Annotated in this window: 13 protein-coding genes; 10 read left to right on the plus strand and 3 right to left on the minus strand. The window is 69.5% G+C overall.

Features of this window, described 5'->3' with window-relative positions; translation table 11 throughout:
* The first annotated feature begins 232 nt into the window (after positions 1–232).
* The 3 genes from FB561_RS17380 to FB561_RS17390 are packed head-to-tail and all read left to right on the plus strand — an operon-like array spanning position 233 to position 5,480.
* Positions 233–1,285 carry a LacI family DNA-binding transcriptional regulator gene (locus FB561_RS17380; protein ID WP_238335175.1) on the plus strand — a complete coding sequence of 351 codons (1,053 nt, stop codon included), beginning with the start codon at positions 233–235 and terminating at the stop codon, positions 1,283–1,285.
* A gap of 54 nt (positions 1,286–1,339) precedes the next feature.
* Positions 1,340–3,565, plus strand: coding sequence for an alpha-xylosidase (yicI, locus tag FB561_RS17385; RefSeq protein ID WP_145807916.1), 2,226 nt, complete (start codon positions 1,340–1,342; stop codon positions 3,563–3,565).
* Positions 3,558–5,480 carry a beta-galactosidase gene (locus FB561_RS17390; protein ID WP_238334877.1) on the plus strand — a complete coding sequence of 641 codons (1,923 nt, stop codon included), beginning with the start codon at positions 3,558–3,560 and terminating at the stop codon, positions 5,478–5,480. Before yicI ends, FB561_RS17390 begins: the two co-directional genes overlap by 8 nt.
* 24 nt (positions 5,481–5,504) lie before the next feature.
* On the opposite strand, the gene FB561_RS17395 is transcribed toward FB561_RS17390, so the two are convergent.
* A complete protein-coding gene (locus FB561_RS17395) occupies positions 5,505–6,794 on the minus strand; it encodes a nicotinate phosphoribosyltransferase (RefSeq protein WP_238335176.1) in 1,290 nt (429 codons plus the stop codon).
* Positions 6,795–6,898: 104 nt separating this feature from the next.
* Here FB561_RS17395 and clpS point away from each other — a divergent pair, with 104 nt between their 5' ends.
* From clpS to FB561_RS17410, 3 genes are read left to right on the plus strand one after another with little or no spacing between them, the layout of a single operon-like run.
* Positions 6,899–7,186 carry an ATP-dependent Clp protease adapter ClpS gene (gene clpS, locus FB561_RS17400; RefSeq protein ID WP_145807919.1) on the plus strand — a complete coding sequence of 96 codons (288 nt, stop codon included), beginning with the start codon at positions 6,899–6,901 and terminating at the stop codon, positions 7,184–7,186.
* Positions 7,183–7,737 carry a DUF2017 domain-containing protein gene (locus FB561_RS17405; protein WP_145807921.1) on the plus strand — a complete coding sequence of 185 codons (555 nt, stop codon included), beginning with the start codon at positions 7,183–7,185 and terminating at the stop codon, positions 7,735–7,737. Before clpS ends, FB561_RS17405 begins: the two co-directional genes overlap by 4 nt.
* A gap of 42 nt (positions 7,738–7,779) precedes the next feature.
* A complete protein-coding gene (locus FB561_RS17410) occupies positions 7,780–8,757 on the plus strand; it encodes an aldo/keto reductase (protein ID WP_145807923.1) in 978 nt (325 codons plus the stop codon).
* A gap of 3 nt (positions 8,758–8,760) precedes the next feature.
* Here the strand turns inward: FB561_RS17410 and FB561_RS17415 are convergent, their stop codons facing one another.
* Positions 8,761–9,141 (minus strand): hypothetical protein, encoded by a 381-nt coding sequence (locus FB561_RS17415; RefSeq protein WP_145807924.1) that lies wholly within the window; start codon positions 9,139–9,141, stop codon positions 8,761–8,763.
* Positions 9,142–9,244: 103 nt separating this feature from the next.
* On the opposite strand from FB561_RS17415, the gene FB561_RS17420 reads away from it, so the two are divergent.
* The 4 genes from FB561_RS17420 (at position 9,245) to FB561_RS17435 (ending at position 12,075) form a co-directional block, all read left to right on the plus strand.
* A complete protein-coding gene (locus FB561_RS17420; protein WP_145807925.1) occupies positions 9,245–9,700 on the plus strand; it encodes a M67 family metallopeptidase in 456 nt (151 codons plus the stop codon).
* Between the two features lies 1 nt (position 9,701).
* Positions 9,702–9,980, plus strand: coding sequence for a MoaD family protein (locus FB561_RS17425; RefSeq protein ID WP_145807926.1), 279 nt, complete (start codon positions 9,702–9,704; stop codon positions 9,978–9,980).
* A 2-nt stretch (positions 9,981–9,982) separates the two neighbouring features.
* Positions 9,983–10,930, plus strand: a complete 948-nt coding sequence (locus FB561_RS17430) for a PLP-dependent cysteine synthase family protein (RefSeq protein WP_145807927.1) — start codon at positions 9,983–9,985, stop codon at positions 10,928–10,930.
* Between the two features lie 104 nt (positions 10,931–11,034).
* Positions 11,035–12,075 carry a hypothetical protein gene (locus FB561_RS17435; protein WP_145807928.1) on the plus strand — a complete coding sequence of 347 codons (1,041 nt, stop codon included), beginning with the start codon at positions 11,035–11,037 and terminating at the stop codon, positions 12,073–12,075.
* Positions 12,076–12,290: 215 nt separating this feature from the next.
* Here the strand turns inward: FB561_RS17435 and FB561_RS17440 are convergent, their stop codons facing one another.
* A complete protein-coding gene (locus FB561_RS17440) occupies positions 12,291–12,626 on the minus strand; it encodes a hypothetical protein (protein ID WP_238334878.1) in 336 nt (111 codons plus the stop codon).
* Positions 12,627–12,714: the final 88 nt, after the last annotated feature.

The following is a 12,714-nucleotide window of genomic DNA, read 5'->3' on the forward strand; positions in this document are numbered from 1 at the left end:
CCGGCTCAGGCGGGTGAATGGCCGACGGCGGCTGTTCAGGAGGGGTTGGTGAGTGGTGTGTGTCCGGGCCCCGGCTGGGTTCGCCGGCTGGTCGGCGCCGTCGGCGTTGTCGGGGTGGAGCCTAACCGGTTCAGTGCGAGGTGTTGACGGGATCGGGGGGCGGTTCTACGGTTTGTCGAAGCGCTTCGTCGAAGCGTTTCGATGATCCGGCCGGAGGTGGCTCGTGGCGACGATGACGGAGGTGGCGCGGCGGGCCGGGGTGTCGATCAGCACGGTGTCGTACGCACTCACCGGGACCCGGCCGATCTCCGCCGCGACCCGGGACCGGGTGCTGCAGGCGATGACCGATCTCGGGTACCAGCCGAACGCGCTGGCTCGTGGGCTGGCGAGCCGGCGGAGCAGCATTCTCGGGCTGTTGCTGCCGCTGACCGGCCGCGGCCTGGGCGCGACCGAGACCGCGTTCGTGACCGGCGCGACCGCGGCGGCGCGGGAGGCGGGGTACCACCTGATGCTGTGTCCGGTCGGCGCCGACGACACCGACGAGCTGCACGCGCTGGCCACCCAGCGATTGCTGGACGGCTTCCTCGTGATGGAAGTCGGGCTGACCGACGGCCGGGTCGACCTGCTGCGCAAGCTGGACGTGCCGTTCGTGCTGATCGGGCGGACCGCCGACACCGAGGGCCTGGCCTGTGTCGACATCGACTTCGAGCGCACCGTCGAGGACGCGGTCGCGCACCTGGCCGGGCTCGGCCACCGGACGATTGCCTACGTCAACCATTCCCGGGACAGCCTGGCCGGCGGGTACGGGCCGGCCAAGCGCACCGAGACGGCGTTCACGGCGGCGCTCGAGCGGCACGGGATCACCGGCGTGATGGTGCCGACCGAGGACACCGCCGGCGGCGGCCGGGCCGCGATCCGGGAGGCGCGCGAGCGGTGTCCGGAGCTGACCGGCGTGCTGGTGATGAACGAGAACGCCGCCCTCGGCATCCTCGCGGATCTGCGCGAGTCCGGCCTGGAGGTGCCGTTCGACGTCTCGGTGGTGTCGATGGTGACGTCCCCGGTGGTCGCGGACCTGGCCAGCCCTCCGCTCACCGCGATGACCTCGCCCGGGACCGCGGTCGGCGCCGCCGCGACCCGCGTCCTCCTGCGCCGCCTCGCCGGCGACAGCGGCGAAGCCGGCGAAGGCCAGGGCGCGACGTACGAGGAACTGGTGCCGTGCGAGCTGGAGGTCCGGGGGACCAGCGGACCGGCGCGGACAAGGAAGCCGGCCCGCGGCCGGCGCTGACCATTCGTCCACTCCCGCGAGATCACCGCCGGCGTTCAGGTTGAGAGGCAACGGATGAAGTTCACCGACGGGCACTGGCAGTTGCGGACCGGGCTGACCCGGCTGCGACCGGCAGAGGTGGAGAGCGTCGAGGCAGGTGACCGCTCGCTGACCGTGTACGCCCCGGCGAAGCGGATCGCCCATCGCGGCGACACGCTCAACCAGCCCCTGTTCACGATCACGTTCGACTCCCCGGCAGCGGGGATCATCGGCGTCCACGTCAGCCATCACCGCGGCGGCCTGCCACCGCACCCGCGGTACGCGCTGAACCGTGGCGACGAGCATCCCGTGAAGGTCGAGGTGGAAGCTGGGACCGCGCGGCTGACGAGTGGCGAGCTGACCGCCGTCGTCGCGCTGACCGGGCCGTGGGACGTGCGGTTCGAGCGGGACGGCCGGGCGATCACCGGTTCGGGCGCGGGCAGCATCGGGCTGATCACCGCCGCGGACGGGCGGACGTACCTGCACGAGCAGCTCGCGTTGGGCGTCGGCGAGACGGTGTACGGCCTGGGCGAGCGGTTCGGGCCGTTGGTGAAGAACGGGCAGACCGTCGACATCTGGAACGCCGACGGCGGCACGTCCAGCGAGCAGGCGTACAAGAACGTGCCGTTCTTCCTGAGCAGCAACGGGTACGGCGTGCTCGTGGACACGCCCGCGCAGGTGTCGTTCGAGGTCGGCTCCGAGGTGGTCTCGCGGAACCAGTTCAGCGTCGAGGGCGAGGAGCTGAGCTACTACGTCATCGACGGACCGGCGCCGAAGGACGTGCTCGATCGGTACACCGGGCTCACCGGACGGCCGGCCCGGGTCCCGGCCTGGTCGATGGGGCTGTGGCTGTCGACGTCGTTCACCACGGACTACAACGAGCCGACGGTGACCAGCTTCGTCGACGGGATGGCCGAGCGGGACCTGCCGTTGAGCGTGTTCCACTTCGACTGCTTCTGGATGCGGCAGTTCCACTGGTGCGACTTCCTCTGGGACCCGGCGGCGTTCCCGGACCCGGCCGGGATGCTGGCCCGGCTGAAGTCCCGCGGACTGCGGATCAGCCTGTGGATCAACCCGTACATCGCGCAGCGCTCGGTGCTGTTCGAGGAGGGCCGCGAGCTCGGGTACCTGCTGAAGCGGACGGACGGCTCGGTCTGGCAGTGGGACCTGTGGCAGGCCGGGATGGCGATCGTCGACTTCACCAACCCGGACGCGACCGGGTGGTTCCGGAGCAAGCTGCAGGCCCTTATCGACGTCGGGGTGGACTGCTTCAAGACCGACTTCGGCGAGCGCATCCCGGTCGACGACGTGGCTTGGTTCGACGGGTCGGATCCGGCGCGGATGCACAACTACTACCCGCAGCTGTACAACGCGGCCGTGTTCGGTCTGCTGGAGGAGAACCGCGGTCCGGGCGAGGCGGTCCTGTTCGCGCGGTCGGCGACGGCGGGCGGACAGCAGTTCCCGGTGCACTGGGCTGGCGACTGCGAGTCCACGTTCGAGGCGATGGCGGAGTCGTTGCGGGGCGGGCTGTCGCTGGCCGCGTCCGGGTTCGGGTACTGGAGCCACGACATCGGGGGCTTCGAGGGGACACCGGATCCGGCCGTGTTCAAGCGGTGGTTGCCGTTCGGGCTGCTGTCGTCCCACTCGCGACTGCACGGCTCCGGCTCGTACCGCGTCCCGTGGGCGTTCGACGAGGAAGCGGTGGACGTCCTGCGGTCGTTCACGAAGCTGAAGTTGTCGCTGATGCCTTACCTGATGACCGCGGCCCGCGAGGCACACACTGCCGGGACGCCGGTGATGCGGCCGATGCTGCTGGAGTTCCCGGAGGATCCTGCGGTCGCGTACCTCGAACGGCAGTACATGCTCGGGCCGGACCTGCTGGTCGCGCCGGTGATGAGCGCGGACGGCGAAGTGCGGTTCTACCTGCCGGCGGGGACGTGGACGGACCTGTTCACCGGCGAGCGAGTGGACGGGTCCCGGTGGATCACGCGGACGTACGGGTTCGACCGGTTGCCGCTGTTCGTTCGCGAGGGCGCGGTGATCGCGTTCGGCGCGGCGGACGACCGGCCGGAGTACGACTGGGCCGACGGGGTCACATTGCGCTGGTTCGCGCCCTCCGACGAGCAGGTGACCGTGGTGAGCCTGCCGGAGCCGGGTGGTGAGGTCGCGGCGCGGATCGAGCTGACGTACTCGGGTGGGCGGGTCGAGACGCGTGTGGTGGAAGGCGTTTGCGAGCGGTACGAGGTCGAGGTCCGTGGTTGAGCCGAAGCCGCTCTGGTTCGGCGGCGACTACAACCCCGAGCAGTGGCCGCCGCAGGTCTGGGCCGAAGACGTGGAGCTGATGCGGCGGGCCGGGGTGAACCTGGTGACCGTCGGGGTTTTCTCCTGGTCCAGCCTCGAACCCGAGCCCGGCCGGTACGAGTTCGGCTGGCTCGACCAGGTGCTGGATCTCTTGCACAGCAACGGGATCCGGGTCACCCTGGCCACGCCGACCGCGTCCCCGCCGCCCTGGTTCAGCCTCGCGCATCCCGACGCGTTGCCGGTGACCGCGGACGGAGTACGACTGCTGCACGGGAGCCGGGACACGTACTGCGTGTGCGCCCCGGCGTACCGGGAGGCGGCGGCACGGATCGCGCGGGTGCTGGGGGAGCGGTACGGGGATCACCCGGCGGTGGAGATGTGGCACGTGCACAACGAGTACGGCACCACGTGCTACTGCGATCACGTGGCCGAGTCGTTCCGGCGGTGGTTGCGCGGGAGGTACGGGGACCTCGCTGCGTTGAACGACGCGTGGACGACGGCGTTCTGGAGTCAGGGGTACTCCGCGTGGGAGCAGGTGTTCCCACCGCGGCGGACGCAGTACCTGGCGAATCCCACGCAGGTGCTGGACTTCCGGCGGTTCTACTCCGACGAGCTGCTGGCCGCGTACCGCGAGCAGAAGGCGGTGCTGGGGACGCGGGTGCCGATCACCACCAACTTCGTCTTCGGCTCCTGGGTACCGGTCGACCACTGGCGCTGGGCGGACGACGTGGATGTCGTTGCCATCGACCACTATCCCGACGGGCCGGGGATCGAGGCCGAACAGCAGACGGCGTTCGGTGCCGACCTGGCCCGCGCGTGGGCCGGTGGCGGATCGTGGTTGTTGATGGAGCAGGCGGCCGGATCGATCAACGACCGCGGCCGGATGCACGCCAAGGAGCCCGGCCGGATGGCGCTGAACAGCCTCTCCCACCTCGCCAGAGGATCGCGAGGCGCGCTGTTCTTCCAATGGCGGGCCTCGCGTGGTGGGTCGGAGCGGTACCACACGGCGATGGTGCCGCACGCGGGGCCGGACAGCCGGATGTTCCGCGAGATCACCGAGCTCGGCGAGTTGCTGCCGCGGCTGGCGGAGGCGGATGCCGGTGTGGTCGAGGCGGAGGTCGCGATCCTGTGGGACGCCGAGTCGTGGTGGGCGTTGCAGGGTCCCGGGCTGCCGTCGCCGACCATCGACTACCTGGAGTCGGTCCGCGCCGCTCATCGGCAGTTCTGGTCACTCGGCATCGGCGTGGACTTCGCCCGCCCGACCGACGACCTGTCCCGCTACCGCGTCGTGGTGGTGCCGAGCCTGTACCTGCTGACCGACGAGGCGGCGGCCGCGCTCTCGGCGTACGAGGGCCAGCTCCTGGTCACCCCGTTGAGCGGCATCGCGGACGAAGCGGCACGTATCCGGCTGGGCGGGTACCCGGGGGCGCTGCGCGACGTGCTGGGCGTACGGGTTGAGGAGTTCCACCCGATCGACGGTGAGGTGGAACTGTCGACGGGAGCCCGCGGTCATGGCTGGACCGAGCTGATGACGGTCACCGACGCCGAGGTGCTCGCGACCTACGAGAACGGCGACCCGGCCATCACCCGCCGCGCCAACGCCTGGTACATCTCCACCTGGCTCGACGACCCCTCGTACGAGGCCCTCGTCCGGCAGGTCCTCCAAGCCGCGGCCATCGATCCCCCGAACTACCCCCGCGGCGTAGAAGTCATCACGAGGAGAACCGGCCGAACCCGCTGGCGCTACCTGCTCAACCACACCGGCCAACCGGCCGAAATCGCCACCGACGCCGAAAACCTCATCACCGGCGAGGAGACCGCCGGAAGCTTGGTCCTCGCCCCCGGCAGCTTCGCCGTCCTCCGCGAACAAGCCTGAGGCAGCTCTGTCCAGAACAAGCCTTCAGATAGTGCTGCGGTTCGCGTACGGGTTGCGCGCGGTCAGGTCGCCGATGTATTCGGTGGGGATGGCGGGCTCGCCGCGGCTCAGTTGGCTTGCGCTACGGGGGAGTTCGTCGCGGACCTTCAGGTGATGGGCCTGGGCTTCGTCGGGGGTGGTGCGGCCGACGATCTTGCCTGCCTCGACCAGGGGCTGCAGGAGGACGCGGTCGTCGCCGTCGTCGACCGGGGGCTCGCCGACGCCGATCAGCTCGACCTCCGCCACGCCCGCGGGGTTGCGCCGGCGCAGGGCGTACTTGCGGCCGCCGATGGAGATCTTGTCCGGGCTCTTCTTCGCCACCGGCTGCAGGACCCCGTCGCCGTCCTCGCGCGCGACCAGCTTGTACACGAAGCCGCAGGTCGGGTGCCCGCTGCCGGTGACCAGCGACGTGCCCACGCCGTACCCGTCGACGGCTGCCGGTGCGAGGGCGGCGATCTGGAACTCGTCCAGGTCGCTCGTCACGATGATCCGCGTCTTCCGCGCCCCCAGCGAGTCCAGCTGCTCGCGGACCTGGCCCGCCAGCGACGGCAGGTCGCCCGAGTCCAGCCGGACCGCACCGAGCTCGGTCCCCGTCACGTCGATCGCGGTCCGCACCGCCTCGCTCAGGTCGTACGTGTCCACCAGCAGCGTCGTCCCCTTGCCCAGCGCGTCCACCTGGGACCGGAACGCGTCCCGCTCGGTGTCGTGCAGCAGCGTGAACGAGTGCGCCGCCGTCCCGGCGCTGGGGATGCCGAACCGCCGGGCGGCCTCCAGGTTCGACGTGGTGGCGAAGCCCGCGATGTACGCCGCGAGCGCGGACGCGACCGCGGCCTCCTCGTGGGTCCGGCGCGAACCCATCTCGATACACGGCCGGCCGCCGGCCCACCAGGTCATCCGGGACGCCGCCGACGCGACCGCCGAGTCGTGGTTCAGGATCGACAGGAACACGGTCTCCAGCAGCACCGCCTCGGCGAAACTGGACTCGACCACCAGGATCGGCGAGCCGGGGAAGAAGATCTCGCCGTCCGCGTACCCGGCGATGTCGCCGCTGAACCGGTAGCCGGCCAGCCACTCGCAGGTAGGCTCGTCGACCACGCCGCGCTCGGCCAGGAAGGCCAGGGTGGGCTCGTCGAAGCGGAACCGCTCGAGCGCGTCGAGGAGCCGGTTCACGCCCGCGACCACGCCGTACCGGCGGCCGTCCGGCAGGCGGCGCGCGAACAGTTCGAACACCGAACGCCGGTGCGCGGTACCGTCGGCGAGGCTGGCCTGGAGCATGGTCAGCTCGTAGTGGTCGGTCAGCAGGGCTGTGGAAGGTGCCACTGTGTTCACAGAGGGCAGCCTATTGCGAACCGAGAACCGATGATGGAGAGAATGGACAGGTGACCACCGCACCCAGCGAACTCGAGAGCCCCGAGATCGACGAGGCGATCGAGCTCAGCCCACCGTGGGTGACGATCGTCTGGAACGATCCGGTCAATTTGATGGACTACGTCACCTTCGTCTTCCAGACCTACTTCGGCTACTCCAAGCAGAAGGCGGAGAAGCTGATGATGCAGGTTCACTCCGACGGCAAGTCGGCGGTCTCGAACGGCAACCGCGAGGCGATGGAACGCGACGTCGAGGCGATGCACTCCTACGGCCTGTGGGCCACCTGCGAGAAGTCGTGACCCGGTTCCGGAAGCGCCGCAAAACCGTCGTCGTCAGTTTCGCCGAGCACGAGGCGGACATCCTGGCGAACCTGCTCCGCAACCTGGTCGAGCTCCTGTACGACGGGATGCCGCCGCGCGCCACCGAGTCGTCCGACCCGCTGGCCGCGTTGCTCGACTCCGACGGGCCGACCGCGCCCCCGGAGGACGTGGTGCTGCAACGGCTGCTGCCGAACGCGTACTCCGGTGACGACCAGGCGTCCGCCGAGTTCCGCCGGTTCACCGAGCGCGGGCTCCGCGACGGCAAGGCGAGCGACGCCAAGCGGGTGCTGGCGGCGCTGGAGGACACCGACGCGGACGAGATCGCGCTCGAACACGACGAGCAGCTCGCCTGGTTGCGCGCGCTGAACGACCTGCGGCTCGCGATCGGCACCCGGCTCGGCATCGAGGACGAGGACGACTACGCGACCTGGGAGAAGCTCCCCGACGACGACCCGCGCCGCCTCACCTACGACCTGTACGACTGGCTCGGCTACCTCCAGTCCGCCCTGCTGCACAACATGCGTCCCTGACCACGACCTGGCGCTCCGGGCCGGAACACTAGGGTGAGCCGCATGGAGAAGCGGACGCTGGGGCGTACTGGGCGTGAGGTCGGCGTGGTCGGGCTCGGGGCCTGGCAGCTGGGCGCGGACTGGGGCGAGGTCGGCGAGGACGACGCGCTCGGCGTACTGCGGGCCGCGGTGGAGGGTGGCGTCACGTTCATCGACACGGCCGACGTGTACGGCGACGGCCGCAGCGAGCAGCTGGTCGGTCGGATCCTGCGCGAGTACGACGGGCTGACGGTGGCGACGAAGATGGGCCGCCGGGTCGAGCAGGTCCCGGCGAACTACACGGCCGCCAACTTCCGCGCCTGGAACGACCGGTCCCGCGCGAACCTCGGCGTGGACACGATCGACCTGGTCCAGCTGCACTGCCCGCCGACCCCGGTGTACTCCGCGGACGAGGTGTTCGACGCGCTGGACGCGATGGTCGACGAGGGCCGGATCGCGGCGTACGGGGTGAGCGTGGAGACCTGCGCCGAGGCGCTCACCGCGATCGCCCGGCCGCAGGTGGCGTCGGTACAGATCATCCTGAACGCGTTCCGGCTGAAGCCGCTCGACCAGGTCCTCCCGGCGGCTCGAGAGGCCGGGGTCGGCATCATCGCCCGGGTCCCGCTCGCCAGCGGCCTGCTGTCCGGCAAGTACGACGAGAACACCGTCTTCGGCGCCGACGACCACCGCACGTACAACCGGCAGGGCGAGGCCTTCGACGTCGGCGAGACCTTCTCCGGGGTCGACTTCAGCACCGGCCTCGAAGCAGTCCGCCGTCTCCGGCCGTCGATCCCAGCCGGCACCACGACGGCCCAGTTCGCCCTCCGCTGGATCCTCGACCAGCCAGGCGTCTCCGTCGTCATCCCAGGCGCCCGCAACCCGGCCCAGGTCACCGGCAACCTCGCCGCCGCAAACCTCCCACCCCTGTCCGAGGACCAGCTCGCCGCGATCCAGCAAACCTACGACGAGCTGATCCGCCCCCAGCTCCACTCCCGCTGGTAGGCCTTAAGCCGCGACGATGGCGAGAGTTGTACTCACCACGGTGGACACGATGCCCACCATCGTGCTGACGGTGGCGAGGCTCTTGGTCCCGTTCACCCAGAGGCCCTTGTTCAGCTCACGCCACCGCTTGGGCACGACCGCAAGTTTCAGCTTCTGCCATTTGTGCTGACGGAGGCTGCAGCCCATCAAGATGCCGGACGAGTTGTTCCTGCAGGGGCCCTGGCGCCCCTCTGCCCCACACCAGACCGGTGTCTGGAAGAGGAAGTAGGCGGTCACCAGGAGCCATCCCGCCAGCAGCACGCCTGGACCGAGTTTCCAGGTCCAAGCCGTGGTCATCAGCCCGAGGAACAGCAGCCAGCCCCAGTATTTGCGGAGACCTTTCACGGACACCCCCTAGAGTCAGATGACTACTCTAAGCAAACATCCAGCATTCGGACAGAGCATCGGTGTGGCGGGGTCGGTGGGGTGGGCCGACTACCTTGGGGGTGTGCTCATCATCGACTCGGCGACTTACGACGCGATCGTGGCGCATGCCCGGCGGGATCATCCGGACGAGGCCTGTGGAGTGGTGGCCGGGCCGGCCGGGTCGGATCGGCCCGAGCGGTTCGTGCCGATGCTGAACGCGGCGATGTCGCCCACGTTCTACGAGTTCGACTCCGGCGACCTGCTCAAGCTCTACAAGGACATGGACGCCCGCGACGAGGAGCCGGTGGTGATCTACCACTCGCACACCGCGACCGAGGCGTACCCGTCCCGGACCGACATCACGCTGGCCCAGGAGCCGGGCGCGCACTACGTGCTGGTGTCGACCCGCGACGGCGCCGACTCGCCGGCGTACGACGGGCCGGTGGAGTTCCGGTCGTACCGGATCGTCGACGGCGTGGTGACGGAAGAGGAAGTCAAGGTCGTGGCGGACTACGGCAACAACCTAGGAGACAACTGATATGGCGATCGAGCTGCGCGTGCCGACCATCCTGCGCACCTACACGGCGGGCGAGAAGGCGGTGACCGGCGCCGGCGGCACGCTCGCCGAGCTGATCGACGACCTGGAGACCAACCACCCCGGCCTCAAGTCGCGGATCATCGAGGGCGAGCCGGAGGAGCTGCGCCGGTTCGTCAACGTGTACGTGAACGACGAGGACGTCCGCTTCACCGGCGGGCTGAAGACCGGCCTCAAGGACGGCGACGTCGTCGTCGTACTGCCCGCCGTCGCCGGCGGCTGACCGTGCGCTTCGACAACCTGCTCGACTCGGTCGGCGGTACCCCGCTGGTCGGGTTGCCGCGGCTCTCGCCGTCGCCGGACGTCCGGTTGTGGGCGAAGCTGGAGGACCGCAACCCGACCGGGTCGATCAAGGACCGGGCCGCGCTGCGGATGCTGACCGACGCGGAGAAGGACGGCCGGCTCCGGCCGGGCAACACCATCCTCGAGCCGACGTCGGGCAACACCGGCATCTCGCTCGCGATGGCGGCCAAGCTGCGCGGGTACCGGATGGTCTGCGTGATGCCGGAGAACACCTCCGAGGAGCGCCGGCAGATCCTGCGGATGTGGGGCGTCGAGATCATCTCCTCGCCGGCCGCGGGCGGTTCGAACGAAGCGGTCCGGGTGGCCAAGCAGGTCGCCGAGGAGCACCCGGACTGGGTGATGCTCTACCAGTACGGCAACCCGTCGAACGCGGCCGCGCACCACGACGGCACGGCCCGGGAGATCCTCGCCGACCTGCCGTCGGTGACCCATTTCGTCGCCGGGCTCGGGACCACCGGCACGTTGATGGGCGTCGGCCGGTTCTTCCGTGCGGAGAAGCCCGAGGTCCGGATCGTCGCCGCCGAGCCGCGGTACGGCGAACTGGTGTACGGCCTGCGCAACCTGGACGAGGGTTTCGTCCCGGAGCTGTACGACGAGACGCTGATCGACGCCCGCTTCTCGGTCGGGCCGCGGGACGCCGTCCGCCGGGTCCGCGAGCTGCTCGACAACGAGGGCATCTTCGCCGGTATCTCGACCGGCGCGATCCTGCACGCCGCGCTCGGCCAGGCCGCCAAGTGCGTCCGCGAGGGACAGTCCGCCGACATCGCGTTCATCGTCGCCGACGGCGGCTGGAAGTACCTGTCGACCGGCGCCTACGAGGGCACCATCGACGAGGCCGAGGACCGGCTCGAAGGCCAGCTCTGGGCCTGAGCTGGAGCAATCGCTTGAACTGTACGGGTTGTCGCTGTTCAGCCACGATGCGTGGGTGAAAACTGGCCAGGTCCGAAAAATCTGACCACAGCCAGGGGAGAACGATGAACCGCAAGTTCAGGTCGGCCGCGACAGCGGTGGTCCTGCTGGGCGCCGCGTTGGCCGCGGTGCCGCCGACTGCCGAGGCCGCGACCTCGGTGACCTATGACCCGGTCCAGATCTGGGGACCGAGGGCCGGGGCCCGGACGCCGCCCTCCGGTGCGCCGGATCACAACGTGCTCCAATTGAAGTCGGTGAGCCTGTCGATGGCGGCGGGCCAGACGGCTTACGTCGTGTCCGTCATGATCGCGAACGGAGCGACCGAGACCTCGCTGTTCGACAACGAGGTCAGGTGTTCCCTGCCCGACGGCACCAGCAAGAACATGGTGATCGGTGAGAACGTCTACAAGTCGGGATCGGGGCACCCTGACTGGGAGCAGCGGGCACTCACGACCAGGTTCCTGGTCCAGGCACCGACCGCCGGGACGGTCACCTGCACCGGCTACGCCCGAGTGGCCTCACAGAGTCTGTTGGACACCACAGTGCAGTTGGCCAGCGGATCGCTCGCGTTCGCTGACTCGTCGGTGGACAACGACATCGCGGGCAAGCCGATCCAGGCCAGCGTTCCGAACGGTCTGGTCAAGGTGGACGCGACGACGCCGACCGCCCGGGTGCCGGCCATCGACCTGTTCGAGGTCGCGCCCGGATTCGACGGGCTGAGTGTCTTCGGCGACACGGAGTTCATGGTTTGTCACAGCAAGACCTGCGGACAGACCCAGACCACGGCCACGTTCAGGTTGTACGTGAACCAGTGGAAGGAGGACGGCGTAACCCCCTGCCGCCCAACCGTGGCCTCCGAGCCGCTCACCAAGACGATGTCGTACTGGGTCCACCACCACTACATCCCTCTCCACCTACCCAACGTCACGGTCGAGACCGCGAACGGGTGTGCGCCGAAGTTCAACGCCTACGTCAAGGTCGACTGGGTCTCGGGGGAGACCGGCGCCGTGCAGGGTGTGGCCACTCCGCTGGAGGACTCGCGCGGTTCGACGACCACGCACTCGTCCGACATGAGCCACGCGTACGTGGTGCCGTACCACTTGTAGTAGCTGCTGAGCGGTCGAGTCGCGAGGATCTGACGACTGCGCGACAATGTGCGCCCGCGCCTTCCGTCCTGGCCTCACCAGGGGTCCGGACGGAAGGCAGTGCGTTCCGCGGGGACCGTTCGACGCGGTCTCCGCGGGTACGCCGGCGTCGCCGCCGCGGGCGGGCGCGACGAGCCGGGGCCGGTGATCGGACCGGCGGCCGTTGTCCGATCAGGTCATGGTTGCTTGAAGAGCACTTTCCGTCCCATCCGGGGATGCGTGCCGCGGCCCTTGCAACTGGTGCAGGGACGCGTCGCGTAGTTGAACAGGGAGCCGCGGTGCCGGCCCATCCCCTTGCAGCGGTTGCACTTCGCGTTCGGGTGCAACGACAGCGAGAGGACGTAGCCGGCGAAGACGGCGAGCGCGAACAGCAGCAGCATCCCGGTCGGCCCGAGGGCCGTCGCGAGGTCCGCGGCGGTGCTGTTCGTGCTTGTGTCCGCAGCCTGGTTCACGGCGTGCCCAGCGGCCGTGGGGTCCTGCGGATTCGGTGCGGCGGTGGCGCTGAGTGCCACCGCGAAATGGTGTGCCAGATTCATGGCTTCACGAGGGGCGGTTGCAAATACATCGCTCCAGAGTGGCCTGCGTCACGTGACAATGCAA

Source organism: Kribbella amoyensis (assembly GCF_007828865.1).
Classification (GTDB): Bacteria; Actinomycetota; Actinomycetes; order Propionibacteriales; family Kribbellaceae; genus Kribbella; species Kribbella amoyensis.